Origin of the sequence: Sedimentibacter sp. LTW-03 (genome assembly GCF_052059825.1) — a bacterium.
Taxonomy (GTDB): Bacteria; Bacillota; Clostridia; order Tissierellales; family Sedimentibacteraceae; genus Sedimentibacter.
Genome location: NZ_CP197180.1, coordinates 1,280,580 through 1,301,395 on the forward strand (window position 1 = coordinate 1,280,580; position 20,816 = coordinate 1,301,395).

The 20,816-nt window shown below is 36.1% G+C and carries 22 protein-coding genes and 2 riboswitches; of the genes, 7 read left to right on the forward strand and 15 right to left on the reverse strand.

What is annotated here, in order from left to right; translation table 11 throughout:
* Positions 1-14 precede the first annotated feature (14 nt).
* From rpoZ to ACS3UD_RS06440, 4 genes are read right to left on the reverse strand one after another with little or no spacing between them, the layout of a single operon-like run.
* Positions 15-347, reverse strand: coding sequence for a DNA-directed RNA polymerase subunit omega (gene rpoZ, locus ACS3UD_RS06425; RefSeq protein WP_374049881.1), 333 nt, complete (start codon positions 345-347; stop codon positions 15-17).
* A gap of 1 nt (position 348) precedes the next feature.
* Complete coding sequence (gene gmk / locus ACS3UD_RS06430) at positions 349-954, reverse strand: guanylate kinase (protein ID WP_308137266.1); 606 nt, start codon at positions 952-954, stop codon at positions 349-351.
* 12 nt (positions 955-966) lie between these two features.
* Positions 967-1,224 carry a DUF370 domain-containing protein gene (locus tag ACS3UD_RS06435; RefSeq protein ID WP_213924649.1) on the reverse strand — a complete coding sequence of 86 codons (258 nt, stop codon included), beginning with the start codon at positions 1,222-1,224 and terminating at the stop codon, positions 967-969.
* A gap of 10 nt (positions 1,225-1,234) precedes the next feature.
* The gene (locus ACS3UD_RS06440) at positions 1,235-2,122 is read right to left on the reverse strand and encodes a YicC/YloC family endoribonuclease (protein ID WP_308137265.1); all 888 of its coding nucleotides are present in this window, start codon (positions 2,120-2,122) and stop codon (positions 1,235-1,237) included.
* A gap of 238 nt (positions 2,123-2,360) precedes the next feature.
* On the opposite strand from ACS3UD_RS06440, the gene ACS3UD_RS06445 reads away from it, so the two are divergent.
* A complete protein-coding gene (locus ACS3UD_RS06445) occupies positions 2,361-4,118 on the forward strand; it encodes an Rqc2 family fibronectin-binding protein (RefSeq protein ID WP_308137264.1) in 1,758 nt (585 codons plus the stop codon).
* Positions 4,119-4,276: 158 nt separating this feature from the next.
* On the opposite strand, the gene ACS3UD_RS06450 is transcribed toward ACS3UD_RS06445, so the two are convergent.
* Genes ACS3UD_RS06450 through ACS3UD_RS06460 form a run of 3 tightly spaced genes read right to left on the reverse strand, consistent with a single transcriptional unit; the run spans position 4,277 to position 8,331 of the window.
* The gene (locus tag ACS3UD_RS06450; RefSeq protein WP_308137263.1) at positions 4,277-5,974 is read right to left on the reverse strand and encodes a [FeFe] hydrogenase, group A; all 1,698 of its coding nucleotides are present in this window, start codon (positions 5,972-5,974) and stop codon (positions 4,277-4,279) included.
* Positions 5,975-5,976: 2 nt separating this feature from the next.
* Positions 5,977-7,854 carry an NADH-quinone oxidoreductase subunit NuoF gene (locus tag ACS3UD_RS06455; RefSeq protein ID WP_308137262.1) on the reverse strand — a complete coding sequence of 626 codons (1,878 nt, stop codon included), beginning with the start codon at positions 7,852-7,854 and terminating at the stop codon, positions 5,977-5,979.
* A complete protein-coding gene (locus ACS3UD_RS06460; RefSeq protein WP_308137261.1) occupies positions 7,855-8,331 on the reverse strand; it encodes an NADH-quinone oxidoreductase subunit NuoE family protein in 477 nt (158 codons plus the stop codon). It lies immediately after the preceding gene.
* A gap of 236 nt (positions 8,332-8,567) precedes the next feature.
* On the opposite strand from ACS3UD_RS06460, the gene ACS3UD_RS06465 reads away from it, so the two are divergent.
* Positions 8,568-8,900: a PadR family transcriptional regulator gene (locus ACS3UD_RS06465; RefSeq protein WP_308137260.1), complete on the forward strand. Its 333-nt coding sequence runs from the start codon at positions 8,568-8,570 to the stop codon at positions 8,898-8,900.
* Positions 8,901-8,953: 53 nt separating this feature from the next.
* Here ACS3UD_RS06465 and ACS3UD_RS06470 read toward each other — a convergent pair whose 3' ends face one another.
* The 5 genes from ACS3UD_RS06470 to ACS3UD_RS06490 all read right to left on the reverse strand — a co-directional run bounded on the left by ACS3UD_RS06470 (position 8,954) and on the right by ACS3UD_RS06490 (position 12,608).
* The gene (locus tag ACS3UD_RS06470) at positions 8,954-9,508 is read right to left on the reverse strand and encodes a phosphoribosyltransferase family protein (RefSeq protein WP_374049880.1); all 555 of its coding nucleotides are present in this window, start codon (positions 9,506-9,508) and stop codon (positions 8,954-8,956) included.
* Between the two features lie 187 nt (positions 9,509-9,695).
* Positions 9,696-10,430, reverse strand: coding sequence for an amino acid ABC transporter ATP-binding protein (locus ACS3UD_RS06475; protein WP_308137259.1), 735 nt, complete (start codon positions 10,428-10,430; stop codon positions 9,696-9,698).
* Positions 10,415-11,083, reverse strand: a complete 669-nt coding sequence (locus ACS3UD_RS06480) for an amino acid ABC transporter permease (protein ID WP_308137258.1) — start codon at positions 11,081-11,083, stop codon at positions 10,415-10,417. The genes ACS3UD_RS06475 and ACS3UD_RS06480 overlap by 16 nt, the downstream gene beginning before the upstream one ends.
* A gap of 63 nt (positions 11,084-11,146) precedes the next feature.
* Positions 11,147-11,998, reverse strand: a complete 852-nt coding sequence (locus ACS3UD_RS06485; protein ID WP_440977744.1) for an ABC transporter substrate-binding protein — start codon at positions 11,996-11,998, stop codon at positions 11,147-11,149.
* 55 nt (positions 11,999-12,053) lie between these two features.
* Positions 12,054-12,608 (reverse strand): CD3072 family TudS-related putative desulfidase, encoded by a 555-nt coding sequence (locus ACS3UD_RS06490; protein WP_308137256.1) that lies wholly within the window; start codon positions 12,606-12,608, stop codon positions 12,054-12,056.
* A gap of 254 nt (positions 12,609-12,862) precedes the next feature.
* Positions 12,863-12,935, forward strand: a riboswitch (Fluoride riboswitch).
* 90 nt (positions 12,936-13,025) lie between these two features.
* On the opposite strand from ACS3UD_RS06490, the gene ACS3UD_RS06495 reads away from it, so the two are divergent.
* From ACS3UD_RS06495 to ACS3UD_RS06515, 5 genes are all read left to right on the forward strand, one after another.
* On the forward strand, positions 13,026-14,234 hold the full coding sequence (locus ACS3UD_RS06495; RefSeq protein WP_308140109.1) for a chloride channel protein: 1,209 nt from the start codon (positions 13,026-13,028) through the stop codon (positions 14,232-14,234).
* 454 nt (positions 14,235-14,688) lie between these two features.
* Positions 14,689-15,201, forward strand: a complete 513-nt coding sequence (locus ACS3UD_RS06500; RefSeq protein ID WP_308137255.1) for a GNAT family N-acetyltransferase — start codon at positions 14,689-14,691, stop codon at positions 15,199-15,201.
* A 207-nt stretch (positions 15,202-15,408) separates the two neighbouring features.
* Entirely contained in the window at positions 15,409-16,794 is a 1,386-nt protein-coding gene (gene amrA, locus ACS3UD_RS06505; RefSeq protein WP_308137254.1) for an AmmeMemoRadiSam system protein A, read from the forward strand.
* Entirely contained in the window at positions 16,791-17,621 is an 831-nt protein-coding gene (gene amrS, locus ACS3UD_RS06510) for an AmmeMemoRadiSam system radical SAM enzyme (RefSeq protein ID WP_308137253.1), read from the forward strand. Before amrA ends, amrS begins: the two co-directional genes overlap by 4 nt.
* A 23-nt stretch (positions 17,622-17,644) precedes the next feature.
* On the forward strand, positions 17,645-18,352 hold the full coding sequence (locus ACS3UD_RS06515; RefSeq protein WP_308137252.1) for a DUF1287 domain-containing protein: 708 nt from the start codon (positions 17,645-17,647) through the stop codon (positions 18,350-18,352).
* A gap of 45 nt (positions 18,353-18,397) precedes the next feature.
* Here the strand turns inward: ACS3UD_RS06515 and thiE are convergent, their stop codons facing one another.
* The 3 genes from thiE to thiW are packed head-to-tail and all read right to left on the reverse strand — an operon-like array spanning position 18,398 to position 20,359.
* Complete coding sequence (gene thiE, locus ACS3UD_RS06520) at positions 18,398-19,030, reverse strand: thiamine phosphate synthase (protein ID WP_308137251.1); 633 nt, start codon at positions 19,028-19,030, stop codon at positions 18,398-18,400.
* On the reverse strand, positions 19,027-19,845 hold the full coding sequence (thiM, locus tag ACS3UD_RS06525) for a hydroxyethylthiazole kinase (protein ID WP_308137250.1): 819 nt from the start codon (positions 19,843-19,845) through the stop codon (positions 19,027-19,029). Before thiM ends, thiE begins: the two co-directional genes overlap by 4 nt.
* The gene (gene thiW, locus ACS3UD_RS06530; RefSeq protein WP_308137249.1) at positions 19,808-20,359 is read right to left on the reverse strand and encodes an energy coupling factor transporter S component ThiW; all 552 of its coding nucleotides are present in this window, start codon (positions 20,357-20,359) and stop codon (positions 19,808-19,810) included. The genes thiM and thiW overlap by 38 nt, the downstream gene beginning before the upstream one ends.
* 286 nt (positions 20,360-20,645) lie before the next feature.
* Positions 20,646-20,751, reverse strand: a riboswitch (TPP riboswitch).
* Positions 20,752-20,816 lie beyond the last annotated feature (65 nt).

Consider the following 20,816-nt stretch of genomic DNA (forward strand, 5'->3'; position numbering starts at 1 on the left):
GCTGTCCGCCTATATTATTGTTCTTCCCTATTCTCTTCAGTTTCTTGAACATCTTCAGCTTCCTGCTCTCCATCATCCTCACCAGACTGCCCTTCAGATTCTTCTGAAGATTCTTCATTGGCTTTTGATTCCTGAAGATTTTTCATGTATTGATCATAATTGTAAATCGGATCGTACTTATGCTCATAGAATTCTTCTATTGCAACAGCCAACGGCTTTATAGAGTTCGTTTCTACCAGTGCTTCCGAACCATCTATAATCTGCCTTGCTCTTTTTGAAACTATTGTAACAAGAGAATATCTGCTATCCACCATATCTATCAGTTCATCAATTGATATTTTTCTCATACTATACCTCTCTGATTTTGTTTATAATCGATTTTTTCCTTATAGCTCGATTTTTTTCTGCATTAATGATGCATTTAATTTTGTCAACTGCCGATTCAACCTCATCATTTAAAACGACATAATCATATTCAAAAGCATAATTTAATTCATCACATGCACACTGCATTCTTTTAAATATTACTTCCTTTGAATCCGTACCTCTTCCTTCAATTCTGTGCTTAAGTTCTTTTAGTGAGGGAGGCAGTATAAATACGAAAACTCCTCTAGGGTAATTTTTTTTGACCTGTAGAGCCCCTTGTATATCTATCTCTAGTATAATATCATTTCCTTCTTCGAGCTGTTTAAACACCTCTTTTTTCGGTGTACCATAATAATTTCCGTAAACCCTTGCATATTCAAGGAACTCATCATTATTAATTTTTTTTACAAACTCATCCTCTTTCAAAAAAAAATAACTTACACCTTCTTTTTCACCTTCTCTTGGCTTTCTTGTAGTGGCCGACACCGAGACTTTTAAATCCTTCATCGCTTCTTTAAGCTTTTTGCATATGGTGCCCTTGCCTGCCCCTGAAGGACCTGAAATTACCACTAATAATCCGCTGTCCATTCATGCACCTCTTTACTTAATATTGTGGTTGTTATGTTCAAATCTCTGTGCCATCGTATCAGGCTGAATAGCCGATAATATTACGTATTCACAGTCGGTTATTATAACTGCTCTTGTCTTTCTGCCATATGTAGCATCAATAAGCTTTCCCTTTTCTCTTGTTTCTTGTATGACACGTTTTATGGGCGCTGATTCGGGACTTACAATTGCTATAATTCTATTAGATAATGCTATATTCCCAAACCCAATGTTTATAGTGTTACCTGCCATATAACTTCTCCTATTCTATATTTTGTACTTGCTCTCTGATTTTTTCCAGTAGGTTTTTTATCTCTACGACAATTTGAATTATTTCAAGTCTTCCTATTTTAGATCCGATCGTGTTAATTTCTCTGTTTGACTCCTGAATAATGAAATCCAATTTCCTTCCTATTGTTCCGCCGGTCTCCAGCACATCGCCCAGCTGACACATATGAGACTTAAATCTAACAATTTCTTCATTGATATCACTTTTGTCAGCATAAATTACGATTTCATTATAAAGCCTGTTTTCATCAAGCTCATGGCTATTTCCGAGAAGCTCTTTTATCCTTGCTTCAAATTTAACTTTGTAGTCCTCAACCACTGTCAGAGAATTTTTCGAAATTTCTTCCATTAGCAAAAGTATTTTCTCCATGCTTGATCTGATATCGGCTTCAAGCTGCTTGCCTTCGGCAGCTCTCATTGCAATAAGATTTTTCACTGCATTGTTCATCGCCGCTTCAACACATGTTTTAAGCTCCTCTTCATCATCCGTATCTTCTTTTGCCATAAGAACATCCTGAAACCTTATAATGGTGTCCAGTGAAACATTGCTGCTGATATTCAGTTCATTCTTTATTTCGTCGATAGCATCTTTGTATTGCTTGGCAAGACAAAGGTTAGGAACTATTACAGTATCAGATTCACTTAAATAGTCTATGCTTATATATACATCTATTCTACCCCTTTGAATGCTGTTTTTCAAGATTTTTCTTATATTATCCTCGAAAAAGCGTAAATGTCTAGGTGTTTTGACGCTGATATCGCAATATCTGTTGTTTATGGTTTTTATTTCCGCCGTTATAACTCGTTTCCCATCATTGTGCTCGCCTTTGCCATAACCGGTCATGCTTAATATATTCGCCATTTTTTTCTCCCAAAATTTTTTTCTTAATGTGCTGTTTTATTAAATAACTTTATCAATATGATGCAAAATCAAAAGATTTATTATCTTTTATTAAAACATACGCCGCAGTTTTTCAAATAACTGGAATATATGATATTTATTATAACATTAAAAATCAAATAGTAAACAAAAAATAAAATATTTCAATGACATAAAAAGTTTTTTAAGGTACAATATACAATAGAACGGAGGTTTTTAAATGTCACTGGACGGAATTTTTTTAAACAGCATAAAAAATGATTTATATAAAAAACTAATAGGAGGGCGTGTAGATAAAATCTACCAGCCTGATAAAAATGAAATAGTTATACACATAAGAAACAACGGTGAAAATTACAAGCTTCTGATGACATCGGCAAGCAGCAACCCTCGCCTGCATATTACTAATATAACGAGGAAAAATCCTGACCAGCCTCCAATGTTTTGCATGCTATTGAGAAAGCATCTCATTGGAGCCCGCATAACCAATGTGCATCAGATAAATTTTGACCGAATACTTGAACTTACCTTTGAATGCAAGGATGAACTTGATACAACAGTACATAAATCCTTAATAATTGAAATAATGGGCAAGCACAGCAATATTATTTTTATAAATTCTGATACTTCCCTAATAATCGATTCAATAAAAAGAGTTGCAGAAAATGTAAGCTCGGTACGCCAGATATATCCGGGAATAAAGTACGTTATACCGCCCGAACAGGATAAAAAACCTACCCTGGAAATTTCAGAAGATACTTTTGCTGATGCGCTGAACGAATCAAATTCAGGTTTGTTAATCTATAATTTTTTCTATAAAACATTTATAGGACTCAGTCCGTTCATTAGCAGAGAAGTTTGTCATTTGGCAAATTTAAATGAAAGTACTTACATTGGCGAACTTACTTCAGATCAGAAAAGAAATCTGTGGAATGCTTTTAATTTTATCATAAACAAAGTTAAGTCGAACAACTTCTCATTTAACATTTATTTAGATAAGTCTTTAAACCAAACTTATTTTTATTGCTTGGATGTTGAGTATTTAAAATCTTGCGATAAAAAGCATTACGATAATCCCGGAAACCTTTTGGACGACTATTTCTATGAGAAGGACAACAAGAACAAAATTAACCAGCGAGTTTCAAGCTTGATTAAAAGCATGAATACAAAAATAGACAGAATCAAAAAAAAGGTTGAAAAACAAAGAAATGAATTATTAAATGCTGAAGATCGTGAAAAATATAAAATATACGGAGAGCTGATACTGGCAAATCTGCACAGAAAACCCGAAAAAAACAAGCTTACCGTTATAAATTATTACGACCCGGAACAAAGAGAAATTACTATCCCATTGGACCCAAAACTTAATTTATCTATGAACAGCCAAAAGTTTTTCAAGCGTTACAATAAGCTTAAACATGCTGTAGAAGAGCTTCAAAAGCTGATAGAATCATCCTTAAACGAAATTCGATACCTTGAAAATATTCTTTATTCCATAGAATCGTGCGAAACAACCGATGATTTGGATGAGATATATAATGAATTAATTGCTGAAGGAATAATGAAAAAGAAATCAAAAGTAAAAAAGCAAAAAGAATATAAACCTGAATTTACTGCGTATATATCGTCAGGCGGACATGAAATTTTGGTTGGAAAAAACAACATTCAAAATGACACCCTTACTTTCAAAGTAGGTAAAAAAGATGATTACTGGTTCCATGCCAAAAACATGCCCGGTTCTCATGTAATAATAAAAACAAATGGAGACGAGCTTACTGACAACGAATATGTTGAAGCTGCCCAAATTGCTGCCTATTATAGCAAAGGAAGAAACTCCGGAGCCGTGGAGATTGACTACACAAAGAAATCAAATGTAAAAAAACCGCCAAATGCAAAACCGGGTTTTGTAATTTATGATACAAACTACTCGATGCTTGTTAAGCCTGACATAACAGAAATCAAGTCAAATAATAACTAAATAAAATCTTAAAACATAGAGTAAAATAAAAACGTTGCGGACATCTAGCAATCCGCAGCGTTTTTTATTTTCTTGAAGAACTAATCCATATCAGCATCTACTTCCGAATGCGCTTTTTATAAAACCTTGTTGCAAAATCAGCCTATTGCAGGAATACTTTAATTGTGATTATTTACGTGAAGCATATGTCTTTTATCCTTCATAACAGTATCAAAAATATTTTTAGCAATATAATTGTCCTCAGAATTTTTAATAAGATTAGTTTTATCAATGCTATAGAGACCTTTAGCTCTCAAAATCCTTGTTTCTCTGGTTATAAGTTTTGGAGTAGGTTGACCTCCTCCTGCAATGCAGCCTCCGTTGCAAGCCATTATCTCAATCAAATCATACTGTTTTTCACCGCTTTTAATCTGCTTGATTAGATTGTCGGCATTTTTCAATCCATGTACCACGGCTATACTAAACTCGTTTCCATCAACAGTTACATTTGCCTCCTTAACAGATTCAAGCCCACGCACACTGCCATAAATAATTTCACAATCTTCTTTGCCGAATTTATTTTTCAGCACTTTGCGCAACACTGCTTCGGTTACACCCCCTGTAGTTCCAAAAATAACTCCTGCACCAGAGCCTGTTCCAAAAGGCATATCCATTGCCTCTTCCTCTATTTCATCAAACTTAATGCCGATTTCTTTTATCATTATTGCAAGCTCTTGAGTTGTTATGACAAGATCAACCTCCCTAACACCGTCGTGGGAAAACTCAGGCCTTGCAGCTTCTGCTTTTTTTGCTGTACACGGCATAATGGATACAATAAACGTATCTCTACCATCCTCTGCATCTTTAGATTTGTAATATTCCCTAAGAACAGTTCCAAACATTTGCTGAGGCGATTTACAGCTGGAAATATTATTTTTAAGCTCTGGATACCTGTTTTCCGCAAATTTTACCCACCCGGGACAGCAGGAAGTAAATAGAGGCAGATTTTCCCCTTTTGAATATCTCTCGAGAAATTCGTTGCTTTCTTCAATAACCGTTAAATCCGCTGACAATGTGGTGTCAAAAACCTCTTCTGCTCCGAGCTTTTTAAGAAGTGCTACAATTTTGCCTGTAGATACATGCCCTGGTTTCTGACCAAATTCTTCACTTAATGCAACTCTTACAGCCGGCGCAATCTGCACTATGACTCTTTTACATTTATCATACAGAGCATCCCATAATTTTTCTGTTTCATTTTTTATTGTAATAGCTCCCGTAGGACAAACGATACGGCATTGTCCGCAGTTTACACAGTTAGTCTCCGCAAGTTTTTTATTAAATGCAGGCTGTATAATTACATCCGAACCTCTATTTACAAAGCCAAGCGCACCTATCCCCTGAATTTCCTCGCATACCATCACGCAATCGCCGCATTTAATGCATTTGTTAGGATTTCTTACAATGCTTGGGCTGGAATTATCTATATGATTATTTTGTGACAGTTGCTTGAATCTGTTTCGATTCATCCCATACCTTTTGGACAATTTTTGAAGCTGGCATTTACCTGTACGCTCACAGGTTGTACAGTCCTTATCATGATTGGAAAGCAAAAGCTCTAAAATCATTTTTCTGTACCTGCGTATTCTAGGAGAATTCGTATATATTTCCATACCGTCCTTCGGAGGCTCTGAGCAAGATGCTATTATTTCACCCTTGGACGTTTCAACAGAGCACATCCTGCAGGCACCGTATATACTCAGTTCCGAATGATAGCAAAAGGTAGGCAAATCAATTCCTGAATCTCTTATTACACTCAAAATATTTTTTTGATTAGTATACGTCACTTTTCTTCCGTCGATAATCATTATTCCGCCCATAGCTATACCTCCTTGATTGCTTTAAATGCACACGACTCTATGCAGGCCCCGCACTTAATACATTTTTTAGCATCTATTGTAAATGTTTCTTTGATTTTTCCGCTTATTGCATTAACCGGACAGTTTCTGGCACATTTTGAACATCCCCTGCATAAATTCGAATCTATTTCAATAGTCATTAATTTCTTGCACTGCTTAGAAGGGCATATCTTGTCCACTACGTGCGACCGATATTCATCATAAAAATACTCCAGTGTACTGAGCACAGGGTTTGCAGCTGTTTTTCCAAGGCCGCACAGCGCAGTATGCTTAACTGTGTCTGCAATTTCCTTTAATAATTCTAAATCTTCCAATGTTCCTCTTCCTGAAATTATTTTTTCAAGTATTTCCAGCATTCTTTTAGTTCCTTCCCTGCAGGGTATACATTTACCGCAGGATTCACGCTGTGTAAAACTCATAAAAAATCTTGCAACCTCAACCATACAAGTATCCTCATTCATAACAACCAAACCGCCGGAACCTATCATTGCTCCCGCTTTTTTCAACGAGTCAAAGCTTAAAGACATATCGAGATGACTTTCATCAAAGGTTAGGCATCCTCCTGAAGGTCCGCCGATTTGTACAGCCTTAAACCTTTTGCCATCAGGAATACCTCCTCCTATATCAAATACTACCTCTCTAAGCGTTGTTCCCATTGGGACCTCTATAAGTCCCGTGTTGACAACATTACCTGTAAGTGCAAACGCCTTTGTTCCGGGACTGTTCTTGGTTCCGTATTTTCTGTACTCATCAACACCCTTGCTAATAATGAAGGGGACATTTGCAAATGTTTCAACGTTATTCAATACAGTTGGACATGAAAACAGACCGTGCTCAACAGTCCTAGGAGGCTTAACTCTCGGCATCCCACGCTCTCCTTCTATAGATGCTGTAAGAGCACTTCCTTCTCCGCACACAAATGCTCCGGCACCCTTATTAATATGAAGATCAAAATCAAATCCTGAACTTAAAATGTTTTTACCTAGCAATCCGTATTTCTCAGCTTGCTCAATAGCAGTTTTAAGCCTTTCAACTGCAAGAGGATATTCGGCTCTCACATAAATATATCCTGTATGCGCTCCTGCAGCATATCCGGCAATTATCATCCCCTCAATAATTTTGTGAGGATCACCCTCCATTATGCTTCGATCCATGAAAGCCCCTGGGTCACCTTCATCACCGTTGCAGACTACATACTTAACGGGATTTGCCTGTGATAAAACCTGGCTCCACTTTTTACCAACTGGATAGCCTCCGCCTCCTCGTCCTCTGAGCCCGGAATCCTGAATCGTTTTGCATACGTCCTTGGGCTGCATTGAGCTGAAAATTTGTATCAATGACTTATATCCGCCTCTTCCTATGCACTCCTGAATATTCTCAGCATCCATATGACCGCAATTTTCCAATACAAGTCTTGTCTGTTTATGATAAAAAGGTATGTCCTCCTGCGTTTTATACAGTCTCCCATTTTCATGATGCATCAATCTTTCAACAGGCTTTCCCTTAACGATAGTCTCATCAAATATATCTTTACAATCCTCCGTTTTTACTCTCAAATACAGATAATTATACGGCTCAATTCTTACAAGAGGCCCCGCTTCACAAAATCCATGGCATCCGCTTTTTTTAACACTTATGCCTTCGTCCTCTTTTACAAGATCTACGCTTGCCAAATTACCATTTTCATTTACTAGTCTTGTCAGTTCATTATAAATATCTATGGATCCGCCGGCTACACAGCCTGTTCCTCCGCATACCAGTACTTTTATTCTTTGCTTCGATAAAGATTTTTTAAAAATTTCTTCATATGCTTCCAAATCTGCGTACGTCTTGATAAACATTTACAAACTCCCCTTTCTAATGTTTCTGATCAGTTCTACCGCTGATTCCGGCGTCATTTTTGGATGTACGTTACCATTAACTGTCATTACCGGTGCAAGGCCGCAGGCTCCAAGACAGGATACAGTTTCAACCGTAAACATCATATCATCCGTCGTTTTCTTTTTTTCAGATAATCCCAATTCTTTGTTCACCGCATTCAAGATAGGAACAGATTTTCTGACATGGCATGCCGTTCCGTCACAAATTTTAATAATGTTTTTACCCTTTGCATCAAGAGAGAAATTTTCATAAAATGTAGCAACACCATAGACTTTAGATTGGCTTACATCTAGATTTTTCGCTATATAAACCAGCACATCCTCAGGCAAATAATTATATTCATTTTGAACCTCTTGAATAATGTTGATGATTTCTTTTTTATCACAGCAATACTTTGTTAAAACACCATCAATGAATTCTCTTGTTTTTTCATTCATATGATTCTCCCCTTTAAAATAGCTAAATATGTTTGATAAAAATATATCAAAATAACGTTTGGAATTCAAGCAAAATAATGGTAACGATTAAAATCAAACTAATCATAGTGATTATTGTAAGTTAATAAAGTTAGAATACGTTTTCTACAGAAACAAAGTATATTTAGTCTATTGACATACATATGTAAACTATGTATTATGTAAGCATAGATTACATATGTATTGGAGGATACTTTATGAAAATAGACAACAGCCTCATAAGAGGCAATACCAGAATGCTCGTTCTGGCAATTATAGAATCTGGAAGCAGATATGGATATGAAATTATCAGAGAACTTGAAGCTAAATCCTACGGTACGTTTGTTCTGAAGGAAGGAACCCTATATCCTATTTTGCATGCCATGGAAAATGAGGAACTAATAAAATCCTCAATCTATGCCATGGAAAACAAACGAATAAGAAGATACTATAAAATAACGAAGAAAGGCAGAATTTATTTGTACAATAAAAAAAAGGAATGGGAAGAATTTTCTGCAAAAGTAAATCTTATTATCGGAAAAACTAGCTAAATATCAGCCGGCCTCTCGTGCTTATTTCCCATCGAAAGGCTGGTCAATATTAATCATCTATTAAAAACAGGCAACGCCTCCAAAAAAACAATATCATCTCGCTTTGAGGCATCTCCTTCCGCAAGTATGGCCGCTTTCGCCGTTACAATACCACCTACGGAATTAACTAGCCTTTCAATTGCTGCTATTGATTCCCCAGTACTGATAACATCATCTATTATTGCAACCCTTTTGCCTTTTATTTCAGCAGCGTCTTTTTCATCTAATACCAGCTCCTGCTTTTTCTGGGTTGTTATAGAAACTACTTCGTCAATAATGGGCTCGTTCATATAAGGCTTTACGCTCTTACGCACTACGATGTATTTTTTCATATTTAATAATCTTGATATTTCAAACGTTAAAGGAATCCCTTTAGCTTCGGCTGTCACAAGATAATCAACCGGAGGCAGCTTTTTTACTATATCCTTAGCTGCGGCGCACACTACTTCTGTATCGCCCAAAATAACAAAACTGGCTATACTTAATTTATCATTTATTTGAACTATGTTAAGTTCCCTTTTTACTCCCGAAACTTCAATGTTGTAAGTATTCACGATATTCTCCTCCATATATATTAATAACGGTATTTTCCAACCATATTTACGTCCTGTATGAACTACTGAACTTACTCTGAAAATAATATCATGTTTATGCTAAAAATAGTACTTTATTTTTTTAACTTTACTTAATAAAAATTTGCTGCAGGAATAAACCGGTTTAGCCTCAAAAGGTTAAAACCGGTTTTTCATTTTAATACTATATATCCTCAAAAGAAACCTGCTTAAGAAAATGCTTTAAATCATAGTTTTCTGATTGGTTGAAAATATAGTCCGGCGTTCCCTCCACTTCAATTTTACCCTTACTCAAAAACACTATTCTTGTTGCAAAACGTCTGACTGCATTAATTTGATGCGTTACAATAAGCATTGTCTGCCCTTCCTTTGCTAAATCGCTTATTGTCTCAAAAACTTCATGCGAAAGTTCCGGATCCAATGACGAAGTAGGTTCATCGAAAATCATGACTTCTGGTCCTAATGCTAATGCCCTGGCAATTGCAACTCTTTGCTGCTGACCCCCTGATAAATTATTGGGATACTGCTTAAGCTTATCTAACATGTGTACTCTGTCAAGCATCATTCTGCTTTTTTCTTCCGCTTCCGCATTACTGTACTTTAAAACAGTTTTAAGAGGCATACTCACATTTTCACCAACCCTGTAGTGAGGAAACAGATTAAAATTCTGAAAGACCATTCCTACTTTACCGTTGGTGCTTTTTGTTCCGCTTATTCTTTGCCCTCCAAGCAGGATTTCCCCTCCGTCAATCTTTTCCAATCCTGCGATACAACGCACTAATGTACTTTTACCGCTGCCGCTTGACCCTATTATTGCCACAACCTCACCTGTTTCAATCTGCATGTTCAATGATTTAAGAACCTGCGTATCTCCGTAACTCTTAGATAAATTACCAACTTCTATTATTTTTTTACCCATACTGACAACCTCCTTTCCAGCCATTTAGCAAAAAAGGTTACAAAATAAGTCATAGCAAAATAAATAACTGCCATAGTAATATATATTTCAAAAGGATGGTATGTTTTTGCATAGATTTGATTCCCCAGCTTTGTAAGCTCAACAATAGGCAGCACTGACGTAATTGAAGTTTCCTTTATTATTGATGAAAAACCGTTCATAAATGATGGTACTGCTATTCTAAGTGCCTGCGGCAGAATAATGTGAACCGTAGTTTGAATATTGCTGTACCCAAGCATTGCTGCCGCTTCGTACTGTCCTTTGTCGATTGACAGAATTGATGCCCTGACCACCTCGGATAAGTATGCGCCGCTGTTTAGCCCCATGGTGAGAATCGAAGCAGGAATAGTTCCTATTTTTATTCCAAAAGACGGCAGACCGTAATATACAACAAAAAGCTGTATAAGTAATGGAGTTCCCCTAAAAAATTCAACGTATGCCGCCAGCAGAAAGCGAATAGGCTTGTACAACTTTCTAGTTCGCATGCTTCCCACAACTATGGCTATTATCAATGTCAAAAAAAATGCACCTATGCCAACCTTCAATGTAATGGCAACAGCAGAAGGTAACAGATGCACAAAAGGTTTTATCACCGTAAAATCTAAATTTCGCATATAAACTCCTTAAAAACTATAAGCCAACTGCTTAAGCAGTTAGCTTATAAAATTCACGTTATATTACTCAACAGCAAGCCACTCTACAGCTATATTGTCATATGTTCCGTTTTCTTTTAATTTACTTATAACTTCTTCTATCTTTTCAATCAATGCCTCTGATCCATCTTTAGCCACAACTGCTATACCAATCTCCTGAATCGGATCATTCACGACCTTGAACTCCGGATTATTTTTAGCCTGCTCATTAGCATAAGTTACGCCGACTACAATTGCGTCTATTCTACCGTTTACAAGCTCTGCATAGGCATCTGCATTTCTGTTGTAATGCTTAATTTCAGCCACTTCAATACCCATTTCAGGTAATTTTTCAGCTGCCTGCGCCGCAGATGACGCGTCTTGAATTCCAATTATTTTACCTGCCAGATCTTCCTTACTATTAATTTCATCATTTTCGGACTTAACTACTATTACATCAGCCAGTGTATAGTAATTATCACTAAGTTCAACCGCATCCGTTGCAGAGGTTGCTTCTTCCGGTGACATGGCTGACATTATAATGTCAAAATCTCCATTGTTTACTCCTGCAATTAATCCTTCCCATGGAGTATTAACAAATTCAGCCTTAACCCCTATTTCATCCGCAATTGCAGCTGCAAGGCTCGGATCAAAACCTACAATTTCATTATTTTCGTTTATGCTTTCAAAGGGTGGATATTCCGGACACATTCCGACACGCAAAACCTTGCTGTCGATTATCGACTGCAGTGAAGTATCAGCCGCCTCATTATTTTCCAAATCATTGTTTACTTCATTGTTTACTTCATTTTTTGCATCTGTGCCACAAGCTGTCAGCGCAAATAAAGACAACACAATTACCATAACTGTTAAAAAAAGTTTAAATGTTTTTTTCACTTTATGCCTCTCCTAGTGTTATTTTATAATAATTAAAACCTCTGAGGTTTTAAAATTATTCTATTAATTCAGAAATAAGATTCTGTAAAGATGCTTCAGGGTTGCTTTCGTCTACTGACAGAAATTTTGTAACTATTCCGGCGTCATCTAACATTTCAGCCAGCACTTCCATCATGACACCATATTCCGGCAGCTTATCCAAAGAACGAATTTTGGATTGCAAACCATATCCATCTCCTATTTCACCGCCCCAATTACCAGTACAGGTATAGTTAACGCCACATGCAGGACTTCCATCCAAGCCAATTACTGCGGCTATGTTATATCCGTTATTATAAAAATCTGATACCTGCTCAATAACAGGATTCAGCAGTTCATAACATTTTGACCTAAATCCCGGAAAATTCATCTGTTCCTTTACCTGTCCCCAACGTCTAATTCCAAAACAGCTTTGCTCAACGCAAGGTAGCTGTATAATTCCATACCCTTTATTCAAAAGCTCGGAAACTATTTTACTGCATCCGGCAGATTCCGTAGCAATACCATAAACCTTAGCATTAACATTTAATATACAGTGTGACACAAGCACTATTTTCTTGTCCCTTTTCAATAGCACACCAGCTTTCATTTGTTTTCTGTAAACCTTTACATATTATACACATTGACACACTCCCTTGTCCAATAACCTTTAATTTTAATTAACTTATTTAATATAAAATAAAATTATACTTAATAATAGATTTAATACCAATTTGTATTTCTACAATAATCTAAAAGCTTATTCGTCTTTTTATATCCATATATTTACAGTTGAAAGATAATTTATAGGAATGTATAATAAATTTTATGAAATTCTATTACTATGTTTATGCTGGGAATGATGTTCTCCCAAGGTTTTAACCTGAACCGCTTTTAAGCTGATGACTTCTGTAATTTTACAGATGCATCAGTTTTTGTTTTTAATTTATTTAAAATAATTGGAACACATCTGTACAATAAAACATAATTGGAGGACATTAAATTGAGAATTTCACCAAAAAGTTATAATGATTATAGTGATATAGTATTGCTTACGCTATTTGCTATACCTGTGGGAATTGCTGTAGGCTTGGTTGATGCTTTATTTGGGCGTATACTCATATGGATTACGAATGTTAGGATGGAACACCCCTATCAACTAATTCCGTTTCTAGGAATAATCGGTATTTTAATTGTTTGGTGCTACAAAGAATTCGGCAAAAACAGCGCAAAGGGCATGAGCTTAATATTTGAGGCAGGTCATGGCACAAGTGACAATATACCTCTTAGGCTAATCCCCTTTTCCATCGTAGGAACCTGGCTTACACATTTGTTCGGAGGAAGTGCAGGAAGAGAAGGCGTTGCCATACAGGTTGGTGGAGCACTATCTTACGAAGCAGGCAGACGAATTTTAACCAATGTTGATAGAAAATTACTATTGATTGTAGGTATGTCCGCAGGTTTCGGAGGCCTGTTTAGGACACCAATTGCAGCAGCTTTCTTTGCTGTGGAGGTGCTTACGGCAGGTGTCTTGGAAAATAAAGCAATGCTTCCTGCGCTAGCAGCTTCTTTTACTGCAAGCTTTACTGCAAATATATGCGGCTTGGAAAAGTTTTATTTTATGCTATCGGATAATGTTACTTTTTCACTATTGTTAGCGCTGAAGCTTATTGCGCTTGGAATTTCTTTTGGAATTACTGGTAGGCTATTTACAATGTACTTACATAAACTTAAAGAGATTTTTGCCGATCGCATGAAAAATCCGCTTATACGAATTTTCGTTATTGGAGTTGCAGTGAGCTGTTTTTCACTGTTATTATGGAACGGTAGATATTCTGGACTTGGAACAAACTTGATTTCCATGAGCTTCGATAATGGCATATATGCTTGGGACTTTGCATTGAAGCTAGTATTTACAGTAGTTACTTTAGCTGCAGGTTTTCAGGGCGGCGAGGTTACTCCACTGTTTTCCATAGGAGCACCTCTTGGCGTAGTCTTAGCTTCTATACTTAATGTGCCAGTGTATTTCGCTGCAGCATTAGGATATTCCGCAGTATTTGCCGGCGCTACTAACACACTGATTGCTCCAATGATAATTGGTGCAGAAGTCTTTGGCTATGAATATCTGCCTTACTTTGTTATAGTGTGCACTGTAGCTTATGCCTGCAACGGAAATTTATCGATTTATTCACTTCAAAAAATATATGAAATAAAATAAAATTTAAGCTTTTGGCACATAAACATAATGGGACTTTATTTTTGCAGTGGAAAGTCCCAAATGTGCTGCCTGTATTGACAATTGATAAAATTTATATTAATATATAGATATAGTTGTCAGATGAGAGGTGCGATTTTAGCGTGCCAAAAGCTTTCAGCTTAATAAATATTATTTCATATCCGGTTTTTTCTAAAAATACCGATTTAAAAATTGTATTTATAATCTTTATGCAGTTCTTGCTAATGATAATCCGAACTACACTTTGTAAATCTTTAATACAATCCATAAAAATTATAATTAGTTACATTTTCATTTCAAATGTAATTGCATACACATATCCTTTTATATAACAAATATTTAAAATCAATTCTTTCAATACAGCATAATAAGCAATGCTTTTAACAACCTCCTCATCTGAATGACAATTAGTTAAATGAGAAAGAGGTGAGAAAGTATGGAAATAGTAAAACCTAAAGAATTCTACGATGTATACCGATTAATGCAGGAATCCTTTCCATCTGAGGAATATCGTAGCTTTGACGGTGAACTTGACTTGTTTAACAAACAAAATTATAAGGTCATGGCTCTTCGCTCAGACAATGAAGTACAGGCATTTATTGCAGAATGGATTTTTAAGTATGTTCATTACATTGAGCATTTTTGTGTAACCCCTGATTTAAGGGGAAGTGGAATGGGAACTAAAATAATGCACAACTATTTAAAATCTGTAAAAGGCCCGGTTGTTATAGAAGTTGAAGCTAATAATACTCCTATTGCAAAGCGCAGGATAGAATTTTACAAACGCTTGGGATTTACGTTAAGCAATATTGAATATGTACAACCGCCGCTGAGGAAAACAGATATCAAACCGGCACTGAGGCTAATGCATTATCCGCAGAATTTATCAGATAAAGAACTTCACAAAATAAAGCATGTATTATTCAGCGATGTGTATAAAATAAGCTGATAATTTATTTCTAGTTGTAAAAAATCTTAAAATATTTTAGTAACAGCTCTTTCTTTGGTGACACTATTTTAGAAAGAGCTGTTATGTTTTTTTGCATCATCATTTACTACATGCCTGTTTATACTTCTGTATCTTACTTTTTAGAGTCTAATTTATCAAATATATGTTATAATATGATAAAGATAAGTAATTCAAAGGAGTGATAAAATGTCAATTGTAAATGCATATATTGTCCCACATCCACCGTTAATTATCCCAAAGGTTGGAAACGGGCAAGAAATAAAGATTGCCAAAACTGTCAAGGCATATAACAAAATAGCTGAAGAAATCGGCAAAATAAAACCCGAAACCATTGTAATTACTACACCTCACTCAATAATGTATTCTGACTATATTCATGTCTCCCCTGGGAATAAAGCTAAGGGTGACTTTAGAGAATTCGGAAGATCCGATATAAGCTTTGAAGCTGAATATGACCAAGATTTTATAAAGAATTTATCTTTATCGGCAGAAATTGAAGGAATCCCTGCCGGAACGTTAGGAGAAAAAAGAAAGTCCTTAGATCATGGAACTATGATTCCTTTATATTTTATCAATAAGTACTATACTGATTACAAAATCGTTCGCATATCAATATCAGGCTTATCTCCTGTAGAACACTATAACTTTGGAAAATGTATAGCAAAAACAGCAGAAGAAACCGGCAAGAAAACAGTAATAATAGCAAGCGGCGATTTATCCCATATGCTTAAGGATGAGGGGCCATATGGATATGCGGAAGAAGGCCCAATGTTTGATAAAGATGTTACATCAGCTGTATCTAAAGGTGATTTTCTCCGTCTTTTAACCTTTGATGAAGAATTTTGCGAAAATGCAGGTGAATGCGGGCTCCGTTCCTTTATTATTATGGCAGGTGCATTAGACAAAAAGGCTGTATCCTCAGAACTTCTTTCCTATGAGGGACCCTTTGGAGTCGGATATGCTGTTGCATCATTTGAAATAAAAGGCGAGGACGAGAACAGAGGATTTGCGGATATGTTTAATAAAAAAGAAGAAGAACGTTTAAAGCATATTATGTCAAATGAAGATGAATATGTGCGTTTAGCAAGAAGCTCTCTTGAGAACTATGTATTGAACCAAAAAAAAATTAACATTCCTGAAGATTTGCCTGTAGAAATGTCTCAAAAACAAGCTGGTGTATTTGTTTCATTAAAGTTAAACGGGCAGCTCAGAGGCTGTATAGGTACAATTATACCCACAACAGATAGTATAGCCAACGAAATTATCCAGAATGCAATAAGTTCAGGGTTAGAAGACCCAAGGTTCAGCCCTGTAACAAAAAAGGAATTAAATAAAATTGAATATTCTGTTGACATACTTGGTGAAAAAGAAGCTATTAGTTCAATGAATGAATTAGATCCTAAAAAATATGGAGTCATTGTATCCAAAGGCAGGAAAAGTGGATTGTTGCTGCCCAATTTAGAAGGAATTGATGTACCGGAGCAACAAGTAAGCATTGCTCTAAAAAAAGCAGGAATTGATTCTAATGAGAACTATAGAATGGAAAGATTTGAGGTGGTTAGACATAAATGAACAAAGTAGAATGTAATATATGTCCACATCATTGCAAGCTGGATGAAAATCAAGTAGGAGCATGCAAGGCCAGAAGCAATATTAACGGTGAAGTTGTCCCAATAAATTACGGAATGGTTTCCGCTATTGCTTTAGATCCTATAGAAAAGAAACCACTCAGGAATTTCTTTCCCGGCAGCAGCATTTTATCTGTGGGCAGCTTCGGCTGCAACCTGAAGTGTTCATTCTGTCAGAATTATGAAATATCTATGTCAGGAAAGAACGACATAAAATATCAATTTATAAAGCCTGAAGACTTAGTCAGAGCAGCTGTAGATTTAAAACCTGAAGGAAATATAGGCATTGCCTACACTTACAATGAACCTCTCGTAGGCTACGAATATGTAAGAGATTGTGCCATTTTAGCAAAAGAAAACAATTTAAAAAATGTATTGGTAACTAACGGATGCTTCTTCGGAGAACCAATAAATGAACTTCTTCCGCTTATGGATGCATTAAATATTGATTTGAAGGGTTTCACTGAAGATTTCTATAATAAAATAGGAGGAAACTTCGAAATTGTCAAAAACTTTATTAAATTGGCCGCAAGCACCAGCCATATAGAAATAACAACTTTGATAATTCCAGGAGAAAACGATAATGAGGACGAAATGAGAAATTTATCTAAATTTATTGCTTCTATAGATAAAAACATACCTTTACACATATCACGTTTTTTCCCTTGTTATAAAATGAAAGATGCACCTGCTACAAAAATATCCTCTGTATACAAGCTTGCTGATATTGCGCGAGAAGCTTTAAGTTATGTTTATGAAGGAAATTGTTAAATTTAAACAGAAAGGAAAGCCTTATGAAATTCAAAAATAAGACTTTATTTATTATCATATTTTCATTGATCATTTCATCCGTACTATTTGCAGCCTATTATTGGAACTTGATTCCGCAAAAATCTTACACAGCGGAGGACTTCGGCATAGAGACAGTTATCAGCTCTATTGACTTCAATGAAAACGGTTTAGATGACTATGAGGACCTTCTCCTTGGAGCCAGAGCAGATGCCGAAAATCACCCTAAGTATGACGGAAGCTACCATGCAGGCGGATATCCTCCCGATAACATCGGAGTGTGCACAGATGTTGTATGGAGGGCATTTAAAAATGCAGGATACTCCCTGAAAGACATGGTTGATGCAGATATACAAAAAAGGACGGAAGCGTACACCAATATTACTCGAATAGACAGCAATATCGATTTTCGCCGCGTAGGAAATCTTCGCGTATTTTTTGATGAATATGCCGTCCCACTAACAACAGATATTAACAATATTGAAGAATGGCAGCCAGGAGATATAGTAATCTTCGGAAACAATAAACACATTGGCATTGTTTCCGACAAGCGCAATAAAAATGGACACGCTTATATTATACATAACTCCGGGCAGCCTAAACGTGAAGAAAATTACCTGAATAGGACAACAATGGATGTAACAGCTCATTATCGCTTTGACGCAAGCTTAATTGATAATGCCGTGTTGATAAAATGGATGTCCAATTTTTAAATATTTCTATATTAAATTAACGCCACAAAACAAAATATGTAAGTACTATTTATCCAACATATCAGCAACTTTTTTCTTTAAATCCATAGCAGATTTTTCCGGATCTATGGACTTCATAACAGCTGAAACTACAGAAATTCCCTTTATGGGACTTTCTTTTAGGATATCAATATTATTTATATTCAAACCGCCAATTGCAACAACAGGAATAGGTACTGCTCTGCAAATATCGTTCAATGTGCTAACATCTGTTATACGTGTAGCAACCTTAGTTGTAGTCGGATATATTGCTCCAACTCCCAGATAGTCTGCTCCCTGTTCATATGCCACAAGTGCCTGTTCTACGGTTTTGGCCGTGGCACCTATAATTTTATTTTTTCCCATTAGCTTTCTTGCATAGCTCACGGGAATATCATTTTGTCCCACATGGACTCCCGAAGCATCTGATGCCATTGCTACATCAATTCTGTCATCTATGATAAGAGGTATATTGTATTTGTCTGTAATAATCTTAACATTCAATGCAAGTTTCAAATAATCTCTTCCAGTTAAGTTTTTTTCTCTCAGCTGTATAAGGGTTACCCCACCTTTGCAGGCTTTTTCAACAACATTCAAAAATTCATTCTCTGTTTTTCCTGTGCTGTCCGTAACAAAATACAATGTAGTATCAAATTTCATATGGTTACTTCCTCCAATTTAATAGATTCTTTAATAGATTCATCCGTCAAAGTATAAAGATTATCCAACAATGCTGTTTTAAAACTTCCGGTACCTTTTACGTCTCTGGACAATTCGCCGCTAATTCCCAAAGCTGCCGTACCTAATATTACACCCTCTAATATCCTACCGGATGAAATATAGCTTGCAATTAAAACATTGAGCATACATCCTGTACCGGTTATATGAGACATAATTTCAATACCGTTTTTAATTGAATATGTTTTTCTTCCGTCACTTATTATATCAATTTTTCCGGTAGCAACGACTACCGCCCCTGTGGCCAATGACAGCTCTCTGACAATTTCAGAATTTCTTACTAAAGTATTCGCATTTATTACGTCATCATTTCCGGCATCTATTCCCACAGAATGCGAATCCATATTGCAAAGTGATTTTATTTCTGACATGTTTCCCTTTATTGCAGATGGTTTGTTCTTACATATATATTCCTTGGCATAATTAAGCCTCAAGCTGCTGCACCCTACTCCCACAACATCGATTATTGAAGGAATTTTACTTATAGCTGCCACTTTCCCCGAAAGCATCATAGACTTTATCCTTACATCTGTTATGTTGCCTAAGTTTACAGCTAACGCCTGTGATAACGCCGTTATTTCCTCAACCTCATCAGGATGTTCTGCCATTATGGGCTTGGATCCGGCAGCTAAGACAATATTTGCACAGTCATTGATTGATATGGGATTTGTTATACAATGTATCAGAGGACTGTCTACTTTAATCTGTAACTTTATTTTTAAAAGTTGGTTTATCATAAACATTAACTCCTAAGCTTTTTTGAAATTTCAGTAACATTCCGTTCCTACTTAAAGCCTTCAACAATATGTATGCTGCCATACCTCCCATTATTGTAGCTGTTATAAATGAAGGAACGTAAAACATCCATGTAAGGCCTGTTCTGCCCCATATCAATGCCATTACAGGATATGAGACAATTGCCCCAATAACACCTGTACCAAATATTTCACCTATAACGGCAAATATTATTTTACCATTTGAAATTCGATAAAAAATTCCGGAAAGAAACGCACCGAATACTGCGCCTGTAAGAGCAAGCGGAGGGATTCCCATAAATATCATACGTATTATTCCTATCATAACAGCGCAAAGAAGTGAATACCACGGCCCCAGCAATACTGAGCAAACAATATTTATTAGGTGAGCAGTAGGACACAGCCCTTCAACTCTGAGAATCGGTGAAATTACTACTCCGATTGCAACAAGCATGGAAAGGACTACAGTTTTGAACAGTGAAGATTTTCTTGTCATTTTTTAAACCTCTCTTAAGATAAAATTCTCTGAAACATATGAAAGGTTCTAGGCATGACAAAACAGCGACTTAAAACCTGTGCAAATTATTTCAGGCCGGTCGAAGCTCAATTGCTCCCTCTCAGTCCGTACACGGACTCCCATCGCTGTTTATTTTTAAACTCTAAAGACTCAGGCCCAGGGCGCTCCCCCTTTGCCTGATGATAACAAATCTGTCTCAAAGCTATAATAAAGAATTTATAAAAAATAAAAAATGCGAAATACCAACACGATATTTCACATTAATCTAAGCTCAATGCATTATCCCTACGTTGGCATTATCCAAATCAGGTTATTAGGGTCGAAGTATAAATACTTCCTCTCAGCCTGTTACGGCTCCCCTTATTTCTTATATAAATTTTAGCATATATAAATAGCTTTGTCAAAAAATTTATAGCTAAACAATGCTTGTAGAAAA